Here is a 22,322-nt window from a genome sequence, read left to right as displayed (position 1 = left end):
TTTTTCAATCCGCAAGGCTTTGAAAGGTTGTCGGCGGTCGCAGGAAATTATTGAAGTTTTTTTTCAGTAATAAGTACGGCGTCGCAAAACGGGTCTTGCTTCAGCCAGCAAGCATCGGATAGGTGAACAGGCCGAAATGCAGCAGGTTCAGGCCAAAATGCGTGGCGATCGCCGCGCCGAGCCCGCCGAAACGATAGGCCAGACCATAGCCGACGCCTGCCAGGCTCGCCAGCAGTACCCATTGCCAGCCCGCGCCCAGATGCACCAGGCCGAACAGCAGGGAGGCCAGCAGCAGCGCCAGGTTGTCGCCGTAAGGCAAGTGTTTGAAGCTACGGCTCAAGCCGCCCTGTATATAGCCGCGAAACAGCGCCTCCTCGACCAGCGTCACCAGCAACAGATTGTTCAGCACCCATAGCCACGCCTGATCCGGCCATTTTGGTGCCCAGGCAATCATGCCCAGCAACACAGCGCCGCCCAGCGCCAGAATCACGCTCAACGTCAGTGCCAGCGCGGTGGCGTACACCGTCAGGCGCAACGAGCGGCGTGCGACGATCCACGGGCACACCAGCAGCAGCCAGAAGCCGATCAGCGGCTTGTCCAGGTTCAGGTACATCGAAAACGGCACGGCGTTGTCGGTGAAACGCTGCGGTTCGATGGCCCGCCCGTTATAGAAGCCGGGCAGCCAATGCATGGCCAGCGCGAGGGCCAGCACGACGAACAGGCCGTGACCGAGAAAACGCGCCACGGGCAACTTCTGCTGGCGCACGGCAAAACCCGCGAACAGCAGCAAGGCCACGGAAATCAGTGCCAGCCAACCGAGCTGACCGAAGCTCAGCGCCAGTCCGTAACCGAGGCTGAGAAGGGCGAGGTAGAGCCATGGCAAAGCCGTCATGGAAAGTCCTTGAGCACAATTTGTGGGAGGGCTTTCTACACGGCTGGACGCGTGGGGACAAGTGAAGGTGACGGGGAAAACCGGGACGGCTCACAAATCCCGGTTTCTGTTCGGCGAGGGTTCAGCGCAGATTGAGTTTCGCCGCCGCACGCTCAGTGATCTCGGTCCGCAACTTCAGCGAAGGCGCAGCCTTGAGTCGGGCTTGTTCGATGATCCGGCCCGGCGCGGTGTCTGGGCTGCCGGCATCGAACGGTGGCGCCGGGGCGTATTCCAGTTGCAGTTGCACCAGTTGTGCGGTGTCGGCGTCGAACAGTTCCGTCGCCAGGGTCAGGGCAAAATCGATCCCCGCCGTGATGCCGCCGCCGGTAAACAGATTGCCGTCACGCACGACCCGATCCTTGACCGGGATCGCGCCGAGGGTCGCCAGCAAATCGTGGTAGGCCCAGTGCGTGGTCGCGCGCTTGCCCTGCAACAGCCCAGCCGCGCCGAGCACCAGCGAACCGGTACACACCGACGTCACGTATTTTGCCTGCTCGGCCTGGGATTTGATGAACGCCAGGGTCTGCGCGTCTTCCATCAGCGCCCCGACACCCGCGCCGCCGGGAATGCAGATCACATCCAGGGCCGGACAATCCTCGAAGCTGGTGGTCGGTTTCAGCAGCAGACCGGTGCTGGCGGTGACCGGCACCAGGTCCTTCCAGATCAGATGCGTCTGCACACCCGGCAGCGAGGCCAACACCTCGTATGGGCCGGTGAGGTCGAGTTGCTGCACCTGAGGAAACAACAGAAAACCGATCTGCAACGTCATGGCTTTACTCCGTCAAAAGGGGTGGACGGCTTCACTGTAGGCGCGTAGGTTTTGGCGCATACGCCAATAAGCCCACGAATTACGCCAAATGCCGAAAATCATCCACGTACTCGCGTTCGCCAATGTGCAATTGCTCGACGTTACCGGGCCGTTGCAGGTATTCGCCTCGGCCAACGACATTGCCCGCCAGCAGGGTTTGCCTGCGCCTTACGCGCCAGCGGTGATCGCCAGCGGTGGCGGGGCGGTGAATTCGTCCGCCGGATTGGCGATGTTGGCCGGGCCGCTGCCGGAGCAGCCCAGCGATACCCTGATCATCGCCGGTGGCTGGGGCGTCTATGCCGCTGCTGAAGACGCCGAGTTGGTGAGTTGGGTGCGTGAACACGCGAACGGCTGCCGGCGTGTGGCCTCGGTCTGCACTGGCGCGTTTCTGCTGGCGGCCAGTGGTTGGCTCGACGGTCGCCGGGTCGTCACTCACTGGACTCGTTGCGAGCAACTGGCGCAGAAACACCCGCGCTTGCAGGTCGAGCCGAACCCGATCTTCATCAACGACGGCCCGGTGTGGACCTCGGCAGGCGTCACCGCCGGCATCGATCTGGCGCTGGCCATGGTCGAAGACGACCTCGGTCGCGACATGGCCCTGGACGTTGCCCGGCAACTGGTGGTGTTCCTCAAGCGCCCCGGCGGGCAATCGCAGTTCAGCGTGACCCTGTCCCTGCAAAAACAAGGTAACCGTTTCGACGACCTGCACGCCTGGATCGCGGAAAACCTGACCTGCGACCTGGGCATCCCGACCCTCGCCGAGCAGGCCGGTATGAGCGAGCGCAGCTTCGTGCGTCACTACCGCGCCGACACCGGCCAGACCCCGGCCCGGGCCATCGAACTGATCCGCGTCGAAACCGCCCGCCGTCTGCTCAGCGATACCGGTCTGCCGATCAAACGGGTCGCGGCCAATTGCGGATTTGGCAGCGAAGAGACGTTAAGACGCAGCTTCCTGCGGGCCATGGGGGTGACGCCGCAGGCTTATCGGGAGCGGTTTTCGGTTAGTGCAGCAACAGATCCAGCAATGCCTTGAGGGTTTGTTGCATGGTCATTAAATGGGTTTGAGAAGGGCGTGATGTTTCAGAATGGTTCCATACAACTTGATCGGGTCATTAAGGATTCCGTAGACGTATAGAGCGAGGCTGATCGCCATGCACAGCGCCAGTAAACAAGGAGCAAATTGGTTAATAAAAGAGGCAGGGGTGATGGTGGGCTTCATGACGTGCCGAAGGACGAACCCCATTATTATGAGGAGAATCGAAAGTACGATCAGGAGGATGGTGTACCCCGAGAACGCGACCCTTTGTAGGGCGGAGCTGAACGTACCGAGTAAAGTGAACCCCAGTACTATCGTAAAAAAAGCGGTCCCACCGGTAAGGAACGTCAAGTTTTTCGAAACCTGATTGATGGTGTCTACGGAACCTTTATCCCACACGTAGATGGTGAGCATGCAAGACCACACGATAAAGAACGGCAAGGTACTGGCAAGCAACTTGTCGCGTACCATGCCATTGATATCGATAAGGTCTGCTACAAGCTTATTGGTATTGACGAGCTCGGCAATCCATTGATAAGCGTCGGATACGATAAAGGGCCCAATCAAAAAGTAGCCGACGACACCGCCTGCGATAGAACACATCCATAAAACCCAAAGCCGGTACTTTTTGTAGATATCCATTACGACATGGACATTTGCCGATAAGTTGTTCAATTCGATTCTCGATTTTAGGAGGGTACGGGTAGGTGAGTTTGCTACTGAGGAAACCGTCTGGTTTATGAGGTTTTAAGCCTCGGCTTCCGCCACCTGATTGAAATACTTCGCCCGATCCGGCGTAAACGTCACCACCATCTTCGTCCGTGAGCAGGTCATGACCCGCTCGGAACCCAGATCAATATCCAGATCCTCCCCACGCAACCCCTGCCACTGCGCAAGGTATTTCAGCGAGCCGTATTTTTCATTCTTCTTCAGGCTGCGGCTCACGCCACCTTTCCAGCCGAGTACCGGCAGTTCATCGGCACTGCAGCGTTGGGCGAGGTCGGGGAAGCGGGCGGCGCGCTGGCGGCCGATCTCCCAGCATTTGATGAGGCCCTTGTCGGCGGCTTCCCACAGTTCGTCGCGGGTCAGGCCGGTGCGCAGTGGGGTGTCGATCTGACGGTGGATGCGTTGGCTCATTCTGGTTCCTTGAATCGGGTTTTATTGGACAGCTCCGCTGTGCCCGTTGCGGTGGATGGTAGGGGGGGATGTAACAGCTGGCAACAAGGTATTTCGGCGTGTAAGTGCGAGTTGTGAGCCAAGCGTTACACGGGGTCTGGCAGGTTGTTGTAGGCCTCGCCATCAACAAGTTGTATCGAAGGTAATCGATTGTGTGGGCCAGCCCTTTAATCGCAAGGGGCGAGAGTGTTTACCGTTCGTAGGTTGCCATCCTACAAACGGCGGTTGGGGTGGGGATCTTTCTTACAGGCTCTGGCGAAGAATGATGACTACGGCTGCCAGTAATTCTTCTCCCCACTCAACTTGCGATCCAGAAAACTCGCCGCACTGATCAGCGCCAGGTGCGTCAGCGCTTGCGGCGTGTTGCCCAGATGTCGGCCATGACTGTCGAACTCTTCGGCATACAGCCCCAGCGGGTTGGCATAGCGCAGCAGTTGTTCGAACTCCAGGTGGGCCTTGTCCAGTTGACCGGCGCGGGCCAGGCATTCGACGTACCAGAACGAACACGCGGCGAAGGCGCCTTCGGTGCCGCTCAGTCCGTCGATGCCGGTGTCGTCGTTGCGGTAGCGGTAGACCATGCCGTCGCGCACCAGGTGTTTTTCGATGGCTTGCAGGGTCGAGAGCCAGCGCGGGTCCTTGGCGCTGACGAAACGCACCAGCGGCATCAGCAGCATCGAACCGTCGAGAGCGGTGCCGCCCTGGTATTGCACGAAATGCCCGCGTTCCTCGTCCCAGAAGTTGTCCCAGATGTCGGCGTAGATCGCCTGGCGTGTCTGGTCCCAACGGGCGAACGGGGCGGGCAGCGAGCGCTTCGAGGCCAGGCGGATTGCCCGGTCCAGCGCCACCCAGCACATCAGCCGCGAGTGCAGGAAGTCATGTTGCTCACCGCGCATTTCCCAGATGCCGACATCCTGGGTCTGCCACGTCTCACAGACTTGATTGACGACTTCCCCGACATGGCGCCAGCCCTCGTGGGAAATCGCGTCGCCGTATTTGTTGACCAGATACACCGCGTCCATCAGTTCGCCGAAGATGTCGAGCTGGATCTGGTCATAGGCGCCATTGCCGATCCGTACCGGTTGTGCGCCGCCGTGGCCGGACAGGTGCGTCAGCTCGACCTCCGGCAGTTCCTGACGTCCGTCGACGGCATACAGGATGTTCAATTTCATCGGTTTGCCGGTGCAGTCGCTGACCCGCCCGCGCAACCAGCGCATGTAATCGTTGGCTTCGTTGACGAAACCCAGGCGCATGAAGGCGTAGACGGTGAACGAGGCATCGCGGATCCAGGTGTAGCGGTAGTCCCAGTTGCGCTCGCCGCCGACGGTTTCCGGCAGACCGAACGTGGCGGCGGCGAGGATCGCACCATGCTGACGCGAGGTCAGCAGCTTCAGGGCGAGGGCCGAACGATGAACCATTTCCCGCCAGCGTCCGCGATAGATCGATTGACCGATCCAGTCGCGCCAGAACTTCAGGGTGCGCTCCAGGCACAAGTCCCCGGCGCCTTCGGCAAAGCGCGGATCGTCGCTGGCGCCGAGCATGAATGCCGCCGTTTCATCCTGCTTGAGCGTAAAACTCGCGACCGCTGCGTGCGCGTCAATCCGCAACGGCTGATCCGACGCCAGCCGCAACGATGGCTGGCCGCTGGCGCTGAAGGTCACGTCCTGCTTGTCCATCTGCGCGTGGGTGGTGGCGCGGGCGTAGTCGTGGCGCACCGCGCAACGCATATTGAATGTCGCCTCACCGCTGACCACCCGCACCCGGCGCATCAACAGCGGCAAGGCATCGTCGTTGTCGCCGATCGGCAGCAGGTCGGTGATTTCCACCACCGCGCGTTCGCTGAGCCAGCGGGTTTGCAGGACGTTGGTGTCGGGCAGGTAGATCTGCTCGCGCCGGGCATCGGGCAGGTCCGGTGCGAGCTGGAAAATCCCGGCATCGGGCGTGTCCAGCAGCGAACAGAAGATCGACGGGCTGTCGAATTCCGGCCAGCAGAAAAAGTCCACGCTGCCCTTGTCGTTGACCAGCGCCGCACTGCGCAGGTCGCCGATGATGCCGTGGGCGTCGATCGGACTTTGTCGTTCGGAAGGATGCTCAGCCATTGCCACGAAACTCCGGATAAAGACTCATGCCGCCGTCGATGAACAGGGTGGTGCCGACGATGTAATCGGCCAGATCGGAGGCGAGAAACACCACCGCGTTGGCCACGTCCTCGACATCGCCGATGCGGCCGTAGGGAATCAGTTTGAGCAGCTCCTGCCCGGCCTGGCCCTCGGTGGCCTGGGTGTTGATTGCCGTGCGAATCGCCCCCGGCGCAATGCCGTTGATGCGAATCCGCTGCGGGCTGACTTCCTGGGCCAGGCTCTGCATCAACAGGTCGACGCCGCCCTTGGACGCCGCGTAGTTCACATGCCCGGCCCAGGGAATGCGCTGGTGCACCGAACTCATGTGAATGATCTTGCCGGCCGCCCGGGATACGCCTTCGCGGATGCCCTGGCGGTTGAAAATCCGCAACGCGGCACGGGCACAGAGGAACTGGCCGGTGAGGTTGACGCCGATCACCGTGTTCCATTCGTCCAGGGTCATGTCGACGGCGGGCGCATCTTTTTGCAGGCCGGAATTGGCGACGAGAATGTCCAGCGAACCGAAGGCATCGAGGGTCTGCCGGAACAGCCGTTCGACGTCATCCTCCTTTGACACATCGGCGCCAATCGCCAGTGCCTGGCCGCCGTCGGCAATGATCTGCCGGGCCAGCGCTTCGGCGGGTTCGGCCTGACGGTTGTAGTTGATGACCACGGTAGCGCCGGCAGCGGCCAGGGCTTTGGCGCTGGCGTGACCGATGCCGGAACTGGCGCCGGTGATCAGCGCGACCTGGCGGGCGAGGGAGATTTGCATGCGGTGCAGCACCTTGCGGTCGAGGGCTTACTTAGCTGACTGACGGTCGAAGCCGAGAGTTCATCCGCGATCATGAAAAGATCGCCGCCTTCACACTCCACCAACAATTGCACGCTTCCCGGCCCGTCGGGCTTTGTGGCAACTTGGCGGCCCCTGATGAGGCTGTATCCGATGGCAAACCCCTACCGCGAATTGTTCAACGCTCCCGGCGCCCGTGCCTTTGTGCTGGCCGGGATGATTGCGCGCATGCCGATTTCCATGACCGGCATCGGCGTGATCACCATGCTCTCGCAGTTGAAGGGCGGTTATGCGCTGGCGGGGGCGATTGCGGCGACGTTTGCGCTGGCCTCGGCGTTCTGTGCGCCGCAGGTGTCACGGCTGGTGGATCGGTATGGCCAAGGGCGGGTTTTACCGGTGGCGGCGTTGCTCGGCGGCGGGGCATTGTTGATGTTGCTGCTCTGCACCCGGTTGCAGGCGCCGAACTGGACGCTGTTTGTCTTCGCGGCCTTGGCCGGTTGCCTGCCGAGCATGTCGGCGATGGTGCGGGCGCGCTGGACCGAGATCTATCGTGGCCAGCCGCAATTGCAGACCGCCTATGCGCTGGAATCGGTGCTCGACGAAGTCTGTTTCATTGTCGGCCCGCCGTTGTCGGTCGGGTTGTCCGTGGCGGTGTTTCCCGAGGCCGGACCGCTGGCCGCGCTGGTGATGCTGGCGATTGGCGTGACCGCATTCGTTGCCCAGCGCAGCACCGAGCCGCCGGTGCATCCGCACGAATCCCATCATCAAGGTTCGATCATTCGCTCGACGGACGTGCAATGGCTGCTGGCGCTGATGCTCGCCATGGGCGTAATCGTTGGCGTGGTGGATGTGGTCAGCGTCGCGTTCGCCCAACAGCAAGGGCAACCGGCAGCGGCCAGTATCGTGTTGTCGGTGTACGCCATCGGCTCGTGTCTGGCGGGCATCGCGTTTGGCGCAATGCGCTCGAAACTGCCGCTGCCGCGACTGTTCATGTATGGCGGCATGGCGACGGCGGTGACCACGTTGCCGCTGCTGCTGGCGAGCAATATTTTCGGCTTGTCGGTGGCGGTGTTCGTGGCCGGGCTGTTCTTCTCGCCGACCCTGATTGTCGCCATGGCACTGGTCGAGCGCATCGTGCCGCCGGCCAAACTCACCGAAGGTCTGACCTGGTTGGTGACCGGTCTGAGTATCGGCGTGGCGATCGGTGCTGCCGGCTCAGGCGCGCTGGTGGATGCCTTTGGCGCGCGCAGCGGATTCTGGCTGGCGATAGCGGCGGGGGCTGTGGTACTCGGCTCCGCCGTGCAGAGCTATCGCCATTTGAAATGAAGCGCCCTCAGGTAAAGCAAACCGGGGTTACCAGCCCCGGCCCGAGTTGACCCAGAAATTCACTGACAGTGAGGTGGACACCGATTCCACCTGATGGAACCAGCCCTCCGGCAGAAACAGCAAATCCCCGGCCTCCAGGGTCACGCGCATGAACGTCACGTCGCGGGCCTTGGGGAAGCGCTGGTAGTCCGGCGCATCGGGGTTGAAGTCGCAGCCGTCCAGGCCTCCGTCGGGCGCGGTGGACCAGGTGCCCAGCGCTTCGCGGTGATGGGGGGCGGCGAGGGTGAATTTTTTCTGGCCCCAGACCTGGGCGAACAGGTTGTCGGTGTCGTCGCGGTGCAGCGGAGTGAGGGTGCCCTTTGGGCCGATCCAGATCCGTGGCGGGATGAACAGCGAGGTATCGAAGTAGGCCGGGTACTTGATTTGCTCCATCAATTGCGCCGGCAGAATGTTGTTGCCCATGTACGCCGGTGGCTCACCGTCGGCACCCTTGACCGCCGGGCTGTCCAGCGAAGCGATGAAATCGGCCATCGAGGTCGAGCGGAAATCCCGTTCGGTGGAGAAGGTCTTCTTCACGTAATCGCCGTGGCGGGTGATGCCTTGCAGTTCGGCGAAATGCACCAGCGATTCTTCGCGGCTGAGGTTGAACAGTGGCCAGTCGTGCAGGGCATTGCTGATCACCACGGGAACGCCGTGGGGCAGGTAGCGGCTCTTGAATTCAGTCACCGACAGCTCGCTGCGCGGACGGCGCTCGACGCTGACCTGGGTCGGCAGGCTGGCGGTGAGTTTTTCGCTGAAGCGCGCCGGGGTCGGGTAGCGCTTGTTCATGTCGACCTTTTCCACCGCTGCACCGCCACCATGCCGGGCGTGGTCGATGATCTGGGGCAGCAGCGTTGCCAGCCCCATGTTGCCGCCGATCTTCAGGCGACCGCTGGCGAACAGTTCCTCGACGTTGGCCATGCCGCCCATGATCCCGAGGAAGTCCTTCTCCGCGACTTCGATGGTCACGTCGGGACTGGCATGCCGCCCGGCTTCGGTGCGGCTGCTGGCCTTGACCTCGGACCAGTACGCCTGCTGCGGACCAAAGACGAATTGGAAAACGCCTTCGATGCCGACGGCACCGGCATTGGCGAACAGTTTGCCCAGGATGGTCTGCAGATCCACGGTGAGTCCTCGTTATTGATTTTTGGCCTGAACAGTTAACGAGGCTCTGACGCGGAAATTTACCGGCCGCCGACTAATTTGCCGGGGCGTTGATCCGTACCCTGTGCAGAGACATTTTTTCGAGGGAAGCGTGGTGACCAAGTTGACCCTGCTGTGCCTGCCGTATTCCGGCGCCAGTGCCATGGTCTACAGCCGCTGGCGGCCCAAGCTGCCGCAGTGGCTGCAACTGCAACCGGTGGAGTTGCCGGGACGCGGTGCGCGGTTCGACGAGCCGCTGCACACCGACATGCGCGTGCTGGCGATGCAACTGGCGAAAGAATTGCGCCCGACGCTCAAGACGCCTTACGCGCTGTTCGGTCATAGCCTGGGCGCGCTGATGGCCTGCGAAATCGCTCACGCGTTGCGCGCGCTGGGTTGTCCGGAGCCGGTGGCTCTGTTCGCCTCGGGCACCGCCGCGCCGACGATGCGCGCCGACTATGACCGGGGTTTTGCCGACCCGAAGACTGATGCCGAGCTGATCGAGCAACTGCGCACGCTCAACGGCACCAGTGAGGAAGTGCTCGCCAATGAAGAGTTGATGAGCCTGACCCTGCCGATCCTGCGCGCCGATTTTCTCCTGTGCGGCAAGTTCCAGCCGTTGCAGCGGCCGTTGCTCAATTGCCCGGTACACGTGCTCGGCGGCAAGGCCGACAAGGCCACCACCGAACAGTTGATTGGCTGGAGCAAGGAAACCACCGGCAGTTTCTCGGTGGACATGCTCGCGGGTGGGCACTTCTTCATCCATGAGCACGAGGCCAGGGTGCTGAAGGTGATCAAGGATCAACTGGAAACTCATCACCGGCGCCACGCCATGGCCGCGACAGCCTGACCCGCTGTAGAAAGTCCTGTGGGAGCGGCCTTGCCCGCTCCCGCAATCGGGTTTTCCAGTGCCTGAAAAATCGCTCTTCAGGTCCTTTCTGATAGTTCTTCTCAATCGCTAATTTTTCCGGTCTGCATTCGTTTTATAGGGATGACGCGCCTTTGTGCTGCCTGCCTACTGATCCGGATGCCTAGAAATGAATGCAGAAGACTCCTTGAAACTCGCTCGCCGGTTTATCGGACTGCCCCTGGAAAAACGCCAGATGTTCCTGGCCGCCCTGGCTAAAGAAGGCGTGGATTTTTCCCGGTTTCCGATTCCGGCCGGGGTCGAGGCCGAGGATCGGCAGGCGCTGTCCTACGCTCAGCAGCGCATGTGGTTTCTCTGGCATCTGGACCCGCAAAGCGGCGCCTACAACCTGCCGGCGGCCGTGCGCCTGACCGGTCGCCTGAATCAGCAGGCACTGGAGCAGGCGTTCGCCAGCCTGATCGAACGTCACGAAACCCTGCGCACTGTTTTCCAGCAGCAGGCCGACGACAGCCTGCTGCAAGTGCCGCTGCAACAACCACTGGACATCCAGCGCGTCGACCTCAGCGCATTGCCGGCCGCCGAACGCGAAAGCCGTGTCGCGGCGGCAGCCCAGGAGCAGTCCTTGCTGCCGTTCGATCTGGCCAACGGCCCGCTGCTGCGGGTGGTCCTGCTGCAACTGGCCGAGCAGGAACACGTGCTGCTGCTGACCCTGCACCACATCGTTTCCGATGGCTGGTCGATGAACGTACTGATCGACGAGTTCTGCCGCTTCTACGATGCCCACGATCAGGGGCTCGCCGCCGAACTGCCGCCATTGCCGGTGCAATACAGCGACTACGCGCTGTGGCAGCGGCGCTGGCTGGAAGCGGGTGAGCAGCAGCGGCAGCTCGATTACTGGCTGGCGCAAATGGGTGACGAGCATCCGGTGCTGGAGCTGCCGCTGGATCGTCCGCGCCCGGTGCTGCCGAGCAATCAGGGCCAGCGTCTGGAAAGCGTGGTGGACGCGGCGCTGGTCGAGCAGTTGCGGGGCATCGCCCGTCAGCACGGCGTGACCCTGTTCATGCTGTTGCTGGGCACCTTCAATATTCTGCTGCACCGCTACACCGGCCAGACCGACTTGCGTGTCGGCGTGCCGATCGCCAACCGCAACCGCCGGGAAATCGAAGGGCTGATCGGTTTCTTCGTCAACACCCAGGTGCTGCGTGTGCAACTGGACGGCCAGACGCCGATCGCCGATCTGCTGCGTGACCTCAAGGAAACCGCCCTCGGCGCCCAGGCTCATCAGGACCTGCCATTCGAGCGTCTGGTCGAAGCGCTGAAACTGGAGCGCAGCCTGAGTTACAACCCGCTGTTCCAGGTGATGTACAACCACCAGCCGGAAGTCGCCGACGTCACCACGCTCAAGGTTGGCAGCGGTCTGGAGCTGGGTGTCATCGAGTGGGAAAGCCGCAGCACCCAGTTCGATTTGAGCCTGGACACTTACGAGAAGGGCGGGCAACTGCACGCCGCGTTCACCTACGCCAGCGACCTGTTCGACGCCGCGACCATCGAGCGCATGGCGCGGCACTGGACGCAGTTGCTGCACAGCCTGGTCAATGACCCGCAGCAGCGCGTCGGCGAAATCGCCTTGCTGGATGCGCCACAGCTTGCGCAACTGACTCAGACCTGGGGACGACACGACGCCACCTGGCCGAGCGAGCGCCCGGTGCATGAGCTGTTCGAAGCTCAAACCGAGCAGACGCCGAACGCCGTCGCGCTGATTTTCGACGGCCAGCAACTGACCTACGCCCAGCTCAATGCGCGGGCCAATCGTCTGGCGCGCACCTTGCTGGCCGAGGGCGTCGGCCCGGAAGTGCTGGTGGGCGTTGCCGTCGACCGGGGGCTGGAGCTGATCGTCGCGATTCTCGCCGTGCTCAAGGCTGGCGGCGCCTATGTGCCGCTGGACCCGCAATACCCGCGTGATCGCCTGCTGTGCATGATTGAAGACAGCGGCAGTCGTCTGTTGCTGACCCAGAGTCATTTGCTCGAACGCCTGCCGGTGCCGCAGAACGTGCGCAGCCTGTGCCTGGATCAGGCCGAGGTCTGGGCGCACGCCGACGAAAGCAATCCGCAATGCCAGATGTGGGCCGATAACCTGGCTTACGTAATGTTCACCTCCGGTTCCACCGGGCGTCCGAAAGGCGTCGGCATCAGTCACGGCGCGCTGAGCAAGCACGCGTTCGCCTCGCAGCATTACTACGGGCTGACCGCCGCCGATTGTGCGTTGCAGTTCGCCACGTTCAACTTCGATGCCTTCGGCGAGCAACTGTTCGGCCCGCTGACTTGCGGCGCCTCGGTGGTGCTGCGTGGCAATGAGGTGTGGGACAGCGAAACCCTGTACCGCCATATCGTCGAGCAGGGCATTACGGTCATGGACTTGACCACCGCCTACTGGAACATGATCGCCAAGGAATTCGCCGCCGCGGGCCCGCGTGATTACGCCGCATTGCGTCAGGTACACAGCGGTGGTGAAGCGATGCCGCCGGAAGGCGTGCAGGCCTGGCGTCAGGCCGGGCTCGAACAGGTCAAACTGCTCAACACCTACGGCCCGACCGAAGCCACGGTCACCGCCACCACCCTCGATTGCAGTGACTACGTGTTCGGTCGCCAGCCGTTGCCGCTGACGCTGCCAATCGGCCAGCCGCTGCCGGGTCGTCACACCTATCTGCTGGACGCCGATGGTCAGCCAACGCCGATTGGCGTGGTCGGTGAATTGCTGATCGGCGGCGAGCTGCTGGCGCGGGGTTACTTCCAGCGCGCTGACCTGACCGCCGAACGCTTCATCCCCGATCCGTTTTCCACCACCGGCGCGCGCCTCTACCGCACCGGCGACCTGGCGCGCTACAACGCCCTCGGCCAGATCGAATACGTCGGCCGGGTCGACCATCAAGTGAAGATCCGTGGTTTCCGCATCGAGCTGGGCGAAGTCGAAGCGCGCCTGCTGGAACTGAACGACGTCCGCGAAGCCGTGGTGCTGGCAGTGCAGGGCGGCAGCAGCCTGCAACTGGTGGCTTACGTGGTGCCGAACAATGCCGCGCTGGTCGCAGCGTCGGCTGACGAACAAGGCGCGGCGCGTGAAGCAATCAAGGCGCAGCTCAAGGACAGCCTGCCGGATTACATGGTGCCGACGCAGTTGCTGTTCCTCGCCGAACTGCCGCTGAGCCCCAACGGCAAACTGGATCGCAAGGCCTTGCCGGCCCCGGACGCCAGCCAGATGCAGCAGGCGTTCGTTGCGCCACGCAGTGAGCTGGAGCAGAAAATCGCTGCGATCTGGCAGGACGTGCTCAAGCTCGAACAGGTCGGTCTGACCGACAACTTCTTCGAGTTGGGCGGCGACTCGATCATCTCGATCCAGGTGGTCAGCCGTTCGCGTCAGGCCGGGATTCATTTCAGCCCGCGTGACCTGTTCCAGCACCAGACCGTGCAAGGTCTGGCCGGCGTGGCGCAGCAGGGCACCGGCGGTGTGAGCATCGATCAGGGACCGGTCAGCGGTGAGTTGCCGTTGCTGCCGATCCAGCAAATCTTCTTCGAAGACGCCATTCCCCAGCGTCACCACTGGAACCAGGCGGTGCTGCTGCGCAGCCATCAAACCCTGAACGCCGAGGCGCTGTTGCAAGCGCTGAACGGCTTGATTGCGCATCACGACAGTCTGCGTTCACGCTTCGTTGAAGGCACCGAGGGCTGGCGTGCCGAAGTCGCGCCAATTGCGCACGATCCGGAACTGTTGTGGACCGCCGACAAGCTGGCCGACAGCGAACTGCAAGCGCTGTACGCCAAGGCCCAGCAAAGCCTGAACCTGCAAACCGGCCCGCTGTTGCGCGCGGTATTGGCGAGCGTTGCCGATGGCAGTCAGCGGCTGTTGCTGGCGGTGCATCACCTGGTGGTGGACGGTGTGTCCTGGCGGATTCTGCTGGAAGACCTGCAACTGGCTTATCAACAGGCGCTGCAAGGCGCGGGCATCAAATTGCCGGCGAAAACCAGTGCCTACAAGGCCTGGGGCGAGCATCTGCAAGCCTATGCCGCGACGGATGCGCTGCGCGCCGAGCTGACGTTCTGGCAGCAGCAACTCGATGGCGCGGCGCTGGAATTGCCGTGCGACAACCCGCAGGGCAGCCGGCAAAGTCGTCACGCCCAGGTGCTGCACAGCCGTCTCGACAAGACCTTCACTCAGCAACTGTTGCAACAGGCACCGGCGGCCTATCGCACCCAGGTCAACGACCTGCTGCTGACCGCACTGGCGCGGGTGATCTGCCGCTGGACCGGCCACGCCGACACCTTGATTCAACTGGAAGGTCACGGTCGCGAAGACCTGTTCGACGACATCGATCTGACCCGCACCGTTGGCTGGTTCACCAGCCTGTTCCCGGTGCGTCTGACCCCGGTGCAATCGGTGGCGGCGACCCTCAAACAGGTCAAGGAACAACTGCGGGCGATTCCGAACAAGGGCATCGGTTTCGGCGTGCTGCGCCATCTCGCTGACGCGGCGACCCGGGACAGCCTCAAGGCGCTGCCGATGCCGCGCATCACCTTCAACTACCTCGGCCAGTTCGACGGCAGTTTCGCTGCCGAGGACGGTGCGCTGTTCAGTCCGGCCGGCGAAAGCGCCGGCCTGGAACAGAGCCTGGATGCGCCGCTGGACAACTGGCTGGGTGTCGAAGGTCAGGTCTACGACGGTGAACTGGATCTGCGCTGGACCTTCAGCCGCGAGCAGTTCAACGAGGCGACCATCGCCCGTCTGGCCGAAGAGTACGAACGTGAGCTCCAGGGCCTGATCAACCACTGCTGCCTGGCGGAATCGATGGGCGTCACGCCGTCGGACTTCCCGTTGGCGCGCATCGCTCAGGCGCAACTGGACGCGATCCCGGTGCCGGCCGCCGGCATCGAAGACATCTATCCGCTGTCGCCGATGCAGCAGGGCATGTTGTTCCACACCCTGTACGAACAAGGCACCGGCACTTACATCAACCAGTTGTGCGTCGACGTCGACGGCCTCGATCCCGAGCGCTTCCGCGCGGCGTGGCAAGCGACCATGGACGCCCACGACATCCTGCGCAGCGGCTTCATCTGGCAGGGTGAATTGCAGGAACAACTGCAAATCATCCACCGTCGCCTGGAGCTGCCGTACACGCTGCTCGACTGGCGCGAGCGCAACGACATCGCTCAGGCCCTGAAGGCGTTCACCGCTGCCGATCTGGCTGAGGGCTTCGATCTGACCCAGGCCGGGCTGCTGCGGGTGACGCTGATCCGCCTCGCCGACAAGCGTCATCACCTGATCTTCACCAACCACCACATCCTGATGGACGGCTGGAGCAGTGCGCAGATGCTCGGCGAAGTCCTGCAGCGTTATGCCGGGCAACAGCCGCCGCGTCCGCTGAGTCGCTACGCCGATTACATTCAGTGGCTGCAACGTCAGGACGCCGCCGTCAGCGAAGCGTTCTGGCTGCAACAATTGGCGGACTTCCACGAGCCGACCGTGCTGGCGCAAGCCGCTGCCGGCGGTGGCGAGGTGCGCGTCGAAAGCGGGCACGCCCTCAAGCACTACGACCTCGATGCACCGCGTACCCGTCGTTTGAACGAGTTCGCCCGTGAGCAGAAAGTCACCGTCAACACCCTGGTGCAGGCCGCGTGGCTGCTGCTGTTGCAGCGTTACACCGGCAGCGCTTGCGTGGCGTTCGGCACCACCGTGGCCGGGCGTCCGGCGGAGCTGGTGGGCATCGAGCAGCAAGTCGGCCTGTTCATCAACACCTTGCCGGTGATCGCCGGCAGCCGTCCGGATCAGACCGTCGCCGCGTGGCTGGCCGCCGTGCAGGCGCAGAACCTCAGCCTGCGTGAGTTCGAGCACACGCCGCTGGCGAACATCCAGCGCTGGGCCGGGCAGGGCGGCGAGTCGCTGTTCGACACGTTGCTGGTGTTCGAGAACTTCCCGATTTCCGAAGCGCTGCAACACGGCACCGCCGAGGGCGTGGTGTTCGGTGAGGTCGCCAACCAGGATCAGACCCACTACCCGCTGACTCTCGGCGTGACGCTGGGTGACACCCTGGCGCTGCACATGAGTTTCGATCAGGCGCATTTCAGCCTTGCCACGGTCGAGCGCCTGAGCGCGCAGTTGCTGCACCTGCTGGAGCAGTTCGCCGCATCCGCCGAGCGTCGCCTGGGTGAAATCGCCCTGGCCAGCGCTGAGGAACATACGCGACAACAGGCGCAAAACCATCCACAGGCTTACGCCACCGACATCGCCGTGCATCAGCGCTACGCTCGCCTGGCGGCGCAGCAACCGGAGCGCACGGCGGTGATCTTCGATGGCAAGCATTACAGCTACGGTGAACTCGACGCCCGCGCCAACCGTCTGGCCCATGAACTGGTGGCCCGTGGTGTTGGCGCGGAAGTGCGGGTCGGCGTGGCGATGCCGCGCAGCGAAGGCCTGATCGTCGCGCTGCTGGCGGTGCTCAAGGCCGGCGGTGCTTATGTGCCGCTGGATACCAGCTACCCGCGCGAGCGTCTGGCGTACCTGATGCAGGACTCCGGTCTGGCGCTGTTGCTGACCGATTCGCGGGTCTGCGGGCAACTACCGATCGACGCTGGCCTGACCGTGCTGGAGCTCGATCACCTCGACCTCAGCGGCCATCCGTCGCAGGCACCGGTGGTGACGCTGGACCCGGACAATCTGGCGTACGTGATCTACACCTCCGGTTCCACCGGCAATCCGAAAGGCGTCAGCGTCACCCACGGGCCGCTGGCGATGCATTGCCAGGCCATCGGCGAGCGCTACGAAATGCGCGTCGACGATTGCGAATTCCACTTCATGTCGTTCGCCTTCGACGGCGCCCATGAGCGCTGGCTCACCAGCCTGACCCACGGCGGCTCGCTGCTGATCCGCGACGACAGCCTGTGGACCCCGGAGCAGACCTACAACGCCATGCTTGAACATGGCGTGACCGTGGTCGCGTTCCCGCCGGTGTACCTGCAACAACTGGCCGAACACGCTGAGCGCGTGGGCAATCCGCCAAAGGTGCGCATCTACTGCTTCGGCGGTGATGCGGTGCCGAACGCCAGTTTCGAGCGAGTGAAACGGGCGTTGAATCCCGAGTACATCATCAACGGCTACGGCCCGACCGAAACCGTGGTCACCCCGCTGATCTGGAAGGCCGGGCGTGACGTGCCGTGCGGCGCGGCCTATGCACCGATCGGCAGCCGCATCGGTGATCGCAGCGCTTTCGTTCTCGACACCGATCTGAACCTGTTGCCCCAAGGCATGGCCGGTGAGCTGTACCTCGGTGGCAGCGGCGTGGCCCGTGGTTACCTGAACCGCGCGGCGCTGACTGCCGAGCGTTTTATTGCCGATCCGTTCAGCCGCAGCGGTGGCGTGCTGTATCGCACCGGCGACCTGGTGCGCCAGCGTGCCGACGGCACTTTCGATTACCTGGAGCGCATCGACAACCAGGTGAAGATCCGTGGTTTCCGTATCGAGCTGGGCGAAATCGAAGCCAGCCTGCAAGCCCTCGACGGCGTGCGCGAAGCGGTGGTCGTCGCCCAGGAAAGCGCCGGCAGCAAACGCCTGGTGGCGTATGTGGTCGGCGACTCGCAACAGGCCGATTTCGCCGAACAACTGCGCGAGCAACTCAAGGCGACGCTGCCGGCGCACATGGTCCCGGCCTACGTGCTGACCCTGGAGCGCATGCCGCTGACGCCGAACGGCAAGCTGGATCGCAAGAACCTGCCCAAGCCTGATGTCAGTCAGTTGCAGCAAAGCTACGTGGCGCCACAAACCGCGCTGGAACAGCAACTGGCGACGATCTGGCAGGACGTGCTGAAGCTTGAGCGCGTGGGTCTGAGCGACAACTTCTTCGAGCTGGGCGGCGATTCGATCATCTCGATTCAAGTGGTCAGCCGCGCTCGTCAGCACGGTTTGCGCTTCACCCCCAAAGACCTGTTCCAGCACCAGACCATCCAGGCGCTGACCAAGGTGGTGCAGACCGGCGCGCCGCTGCAGTTGATCGATCAGCAGCCGGTGACGGGCGAAACCGCGCTGTTGCCGATCCATCAATGGTTCTTCGCCCAGTCGATTCCTGATCGTCATCACTGGAACCAGTCGGTGATGCTCAAGACCCATCAGCCGCTCGATCCACAAGTGCTGGAGCAGGCGCTGGATGCATTGATTGCTCATCACGACAGCCTGCGTCTGGCGTTCGTCGAGCAGGCGCAAGGCTGGTCGGCGCAGTACCGTGACGTCGCCGCGCAAGCGGGCGAGGTGGTGCTGTGGCAAGCCGAGGTCGCCGACCTCGCCGCGCTGGAGGCGTTGGGCAACAAGGCCCAGCGCAGCCTGCAACTGAGCGGCGGCTCGCTGATCCGTGCCGTGCTGGCGAACCTCGCCGATGGCAGTCAGCGGCTGTTGCTGGTGGTCCATCACCTGGTGGTCGATGGCGTGTCGTGGCGTATTCTGTTCGAAGACCTGCAAAGCGCTTACCGGCAGATTCAGGCCGGCGCGGCACTGCAATTGCCGGCCAAAACCAGTGCGGTCAAGGCCTGGACCGAAGCCCTGCAGAACTACGCCGCCAGTGCGCCTTTGCAAGCCGAGCTGGGTTTCTGGCAGCAACAATTGCACGGCGCGTCCAACGTGTTGCCGTGCGACAACCCGCAGGGCGGCCAGCAGCATTGCCAGGCCCAGGCGATCCGCACGCCGCTGGACAAGGCCCTGACCCGTCAACTGTTGCAGGAAGCACCGGCGGCCTATCGCACTCAGGTCAATGACCTGCTGCTGACCGCGCTGGCGCGGGTGATGGTGCGCTGGACCGGTGACGACAGCGTTCTGGTGCAACTCGAAGGCCATGGTCGCGAAGACCTCTTCGACAGCGTCGACCTGACCCGCACCGTGGGCTGGTTCACCAGCCTGTTCCCGGCAAAACTGACCCCGGCCGCCGACCTCGCTGACTCGCTGAAACAGATCAAGGAGCAACTGCGGGCGATTCCAGACAAAGGCATCGGCTTCGGTGCGCTCGCGCATCTGGGCGATGATTCGGCGCGGGCCGCGCTGCAAGCACTGCCGCAACCGCGCCTGACCTTCAACTACCTCGGTCAGTTCGACGGCAGTTTCGCTGGCGAGGCGGATGCCTTGTTTGCGCCGACCAGTGAATCCGGCGGCGAAGAGGTCAACCTGCAAGGCCCGTTGGGCAGCCCGCTGGCCCTCGACGGCAAGGTGTTCAACGGCGAACTCGATCTGAGCTGGACCTTCAGTCGCGAGATGTTCGACCCGGCGACCATTCAGCGTCTGGCCGACGATTACCTGCAAGAGCTGACCGCCCTGATCGTCCATTGCTGTGACAGTGCCCACCGTGGCGTGACCCCGTCGGACTTCCCGCTGGCGAAGCTGACCCAGGCCCAGCTCGATGTGCTGGCGCCGCAACCGCAACTCATCGACGACATCTACCCGCTGTCGCCGATGCAGCAAGGCATGCTGTTTCACACCCTGCTCGAACACGGCAACGGCGACTACATCAACCAGATGCGCCTCGACGTGGATGGCGTCGATCCGCAACGCTTCCGCGCGGCGTGGCAAGCGGTGGTGGATGCCCATGACATCCTGCGCAGCGGTTTCGTCTGGCAGGGCGATCTGGAGCAACCGGTGCAAGTGGTGCAGCGTCAGCTCGACGTGCCGTTCCGCGTGCTTGACTGGAGCGAGCGCAGCGACCTCGATGCCGCCCTGCAAACCCTCGCCGACGAAGAGCGCGCGCAGGGCCAGGACCTGACCCGTGCGCCGTTGCTGCGTCTGGTGCTGGTGCGCACGGGTGCCGAGCGGCATCACCTGATCTACACCAACCACCACATCCTGATGGACGGCTGGAGCAGCGCGCAGTTGCTCGGCGAAGTGTTGCAACACTACCGCGGCGAAGCGGTGCCGCGTCCGGCCGGCCGTTATCGCGATTACATCGCCTGGCTGCAAGGTCAGGACGCGGCGGTCGCCGAAGCATTCTGGCTGGCGGCGTTGAGTGACCTGCAAGAGCCGACCCGTCTGGCCGATGCCATCGCACGACCGGGCGTTGCGCTGCCGAGTGTCGGTTATGGCGATCACTTCCAGGTGCTGGACAGCGGTCTGACGCAACGTCTGGGCGAGTTCGCCCGCGCCTCGAAAGTCACGGTCAACACCTTGGTGCAAGCCGCGTGGCTGCTGCTGTTGCAGCGTTATACCGGCAAGGACTGCGTGGCGTTCGGCGCCACCGTCGCCGGGCGTCCGGCGGATCTGCCGGGGGCGGAGCAGCAGATCGGGTTGTTCATCAACACCTTGCCGGTGATCGCCGCGCCGCGTGCGCAGCAGAGTCTGGCCAGTTGGCTGCAAGGCGTGCAGGCGCAGAACCTGGCGCTGCGCGAGTTCGAACACACGCCGCTGGCGGACATCCAGCGCTGGGCCGGGCAGGGCGGTGACGCGCTGTTCGACAGCCTGATGGTGTTCGAGAACTACCCGATTGCCGAGGCGCTGGAACAAGGCGCGCCACAAGGCCTGCGATTCGGCCCGGTGGTCAATCACGAGCAGACCAACTATCCGTTGACCCTGCTGGTGCATCTGGGCGCCGAGCTGTCGGTGCATTTCAGCTACCAGCGCGACAGTTTCGCCGACGCCAGCGTCGCGCAACTGGGCGCGCACTTGCAGCGTCTGCTGGAGCAGATGTGCGACGCGGGTGAGCGCTCGCTCAGCGAATTGAGCCTGATCGAAACGGATCGCTCGTCGGTCGATAGCGCTTTCGTCACCGAGCTGTGCATCCATCAGAGCATCGCCCGTCAGGTCGCCGCGACCCCGGAGGCGCTGGCCGTGACCTTCGCGGACAAACAACTGAGCTATGCCGCTCTGGATGCCCGGGCCAATCGTCTGGCGCACCAGTTGATTGCTCTCGGTGTCGGCCCGGAAGTGCGGGTGGGCGTGGCGATGCCGCGTTCCGAGCAACTGCTCATCGCTTTGCTGGCGGTGCTCAAGGCCGGTGGTGCCTACGTGCCGCTGGACCCGGATTACCCGGCCGACCGCGTCGCCTACATGCTCGAAGACAGTCGCGCGCGGGTGTTGCTGACCGAGCAGGCCGTCGCCGCGACCCTGACGGTTCCGGCCGACACTCAAGTGTTGCTGATGGATCAGGTTGCGCTGGACGCTTATCCGCTGGACGCGCCACACACGGCGGTGACCCCGGACAACCTCGCCTACGTGATCTACACCTCCGGTTCCACCGGCAAACCGAAAGGCGTGGCGATTGCTCATCGCAACGTCATGGCGCTGATCGACTGGTCGGCGCGGGTCTACAGCCGTGCTGACATTCAAGGCGTGCTGGCATCGACTTCGGTGTGCTTCGACCTGTCGGTGTGGGAGCTGTTCGTCACCCTCGCCAACGGCGGCTCGCTGGTCATCGCCCGCAACGCCCTGGAACTGCCGCAATTGCCGGCGCGGGATCAGGTGCGCCTGATCAATACCGTGCCGTCGGCGATTGCCGCGCTGCAACGGGCCGGACAGATTCCGCCGAGCGTGCGGATCATCAACCTGGCGGGCGAACCGCTCAAGCAAGGCCTGGTGGAGGCGTTGTACCAACAGTCGAGCGTCGAGCACGTCTACGACCTGTACGGCCCGTCGGAAGACACCACGTACTCGACCTGGACTCGCCGCCGCGCCGGTGGCCAGGCACGCATCGGCCGGGCGCTCGAACACAGTGCCAGCCACTTGCTGGACGCCGATCTGCAAGCGGTGCCCCAGGGCGTTGCGGCCGAGCTATACCTGTCCGGCGCCGGGGTCACCCGTGGCTACCTCGGACGGGCGGCGATGACCGCCGAGAAGTTCGTGCCGAACCCGTTCGCCGGCAACGGCGAGCGGCTGTACCGCACCGGCGACCTGATCCGTCAGCGCGAGGACGGTGAGCTGGAGTACATGGGGCGGATCGACCATCAGGTGAAGATCCGGGGGTTCCGTATCGAACTGGGCGAAATCGAAGCGCGGCTGCTGGCGCAACCAGCGGTCAGCGAAGCGGCGGTGCTGGCGGTCGAGGCCGAGGGCGGAGCACAACTGGTGGCCTATGTGGTC

Annotated in this window: 11 protein-coding genes (1 of these 11 running past the window's edge); 4 read left to right on the top strand and 7 right to left on the bottom strand. The window is 63.4% G+C overall.

Annotated elements, in window-relative coordinates:
• Window positions 1-100: 100 nt before the first annotated feature.
• Complete coding sequence (locus tag KVQ74_RS08445; protein WP_217830623.1) at window positions 101-892, bottom strand: CPBP family intramembrane glutamic endopeptidase; 792 nt, start codon at window positions 890-892, stop codon at window positions 101-103.
• A 121-nt stretch (window positions 893-1,013) separates the two neighbouring features.
• Complete coding sequence (gene inhA / locus KVQ74_RS08440) at window positions 1,014-1,700, bottom strand: isonitrile hydratase (protein ID WP_217830622.1); 687 nt, start codon at window positions 1,698-1,700, stop codon at window positions 1,014-1,016.
• An 88-nt stretch (window positions 1,701-1,788) separates the two neighbouring features.
• On the opposite strand from inhA, the gene KVQ74_RS08435 reads away from it, so the two are divergent.
• Window positions 1,789-2,772, top strand: coding sequence for a GlxA family transcriptional regulator (locus KVQ74_RS08435; RefSeq protein WP_217830621.1), 984 nt, complete (start codon window positions 1,789-1,791; stop codon window positions 2,770-2,772).
• Window positions 2,773-2,790: 18 nt separating this feature from the next.
• Here the strand turns inward: KVQ74_RS08435 and KVQ74_RS08430 are convergent, their stop codons facing one another.
• The 4 genes from KVQ74_RS08430 to KVQ74_RS08415 form a co-directional block, all read right to left on the bottom strand.
• On the bottom strand, window positions 2,791-3,417 hold the full coding sequence (locus KVQ74_RS08430) for a hypothetical protein (protein WP_217830620.1): 627 nt from the start codon (window positions 3,415-3,417) through the stop codon (window positions 2,791-2,793).
• A 105-nt stretch (window positions 3,418-3,522) separates the two neighbouring features.
• The gene (locus tag KVQ74_RS08425) at window positions 3,523-3,912 is read right to left on the bottom strand and encodes a hypothetical protein (protein WP_217830619.1); all 390 of its coding nucleotides are present in this window, start codon (window positions 3,910-3,912) and stop codon (window positions 3,523-3,525) included.
• Between the two features lie 308 nt (window positions 3,913-4,220).
• Complete coding sequence (locus tag KVQ74_RS08420) at window positions 4,221-6,047, bottom strand: glycoside hydrolase family 15 protein (protein ID WP_217830618.1); 1,827 nt, start codon at window positions 6,045-6,047, stop codon at window positions 4,221-4,223.
• Window positions 6,040-6,840 carry a glucose 1-dehydrogenase gene (locus KVQ74_RS08415; protein WP_217830617.1) on the bottom strand — a complete coding sequence of 267 codons (801 nt, stop codon included), beginning with the start codon at window positions 6,838-6,840 and terminating at the stop codon, window positions 6,040-6,042. Before KVQ74_RS08415 ends, KVQ74_RS08420 begins: the two co-directional genes overlap by 8 nt.
• A gap of 171 nt (window positions 6,841-7,011) precedes the next feature.
• Here KVQ74_RS08415 and KVQ74_RS08410 point away from each other — a divergent pair, with 171 nt between their 5' ends.
• Window positions 7,012-8,184 (top strand): MFS transporter, encoded by a 1,173-nt coding sequence (locus tag KVQ74_RS08410; protein ID WP_217830616.1) that lies wholly within the window; start codon window positions 7,012-7,014, stop codon window positions 8,182-8,184.
• A 27-nt stretch (window positions 8,185-8,211) separates the two neighbouring features.
• Here KVQ74_RS08410 and KVQ74_RS08405 read toward each other — a convergent pair whose 3' ends face one another.
• A complete protein-coding gene (locus KVQ74_RS08405; protein WP_217830615.1) occupies window positions 8,212-9,348 on the bottom strand; it encodes a cupin-like domain-containing protein in 1,137 nt (378 codons plus the stop codon).
• 130 nt (window positions 9,349-9,478) lie between these two features.
• Here KVQ74_RS08405 and KVQ74_RS08400 point away from each other — a divergent pair, with 130 nt between their 5' ends.
• Together KVQ74_RS08400 and KVQ74_RS08395 are read left to right on the top strand one after the other, a co-directional pair.
• Window positions 9,479-10,216: a thioesterase II family protein gene (locus tag KVQ74_RS08400; protein WP_217830614.1), complete on the top strand. Its 738-nt coding sequence runs from the start codon at window positions 9,479-9,481 to the stop codon at window positions 10,214-10,216.
• A gap of 187 nt (window positions 10,217-10,403) precedes the next feature.
• A protein-coding gene (locus KVQ74_RS08395; RefSeq protein WP_217830613.1) for a non-ribosomal peptide synthetase crosses the window boundary here: on the top strand, window positions 10,404-22,322 show its 5' portion. Its footprint extends 498 nt past the window's final position; the window shows 11,919 of its 12,417 coding nt (coding positions 1-11,919); it begins with the start codon at window positions 10,404-10,406; its stop codon lies off the right edge, out of view.

The organism is Pseudomonas botevensis, from assembly GCF_019145475.1.
Classification (GTDB): domain Bacteria; phylum Pseudomonadota; class Gammaproteobacteria; order Pseudomonadales; family Pseudomonadaceae; genus Aquipseudomonas; species Aquipseudomonas botevensis.
This window is presented reverse-complemented; position numbering and strand designations above follow the sequence as displayed.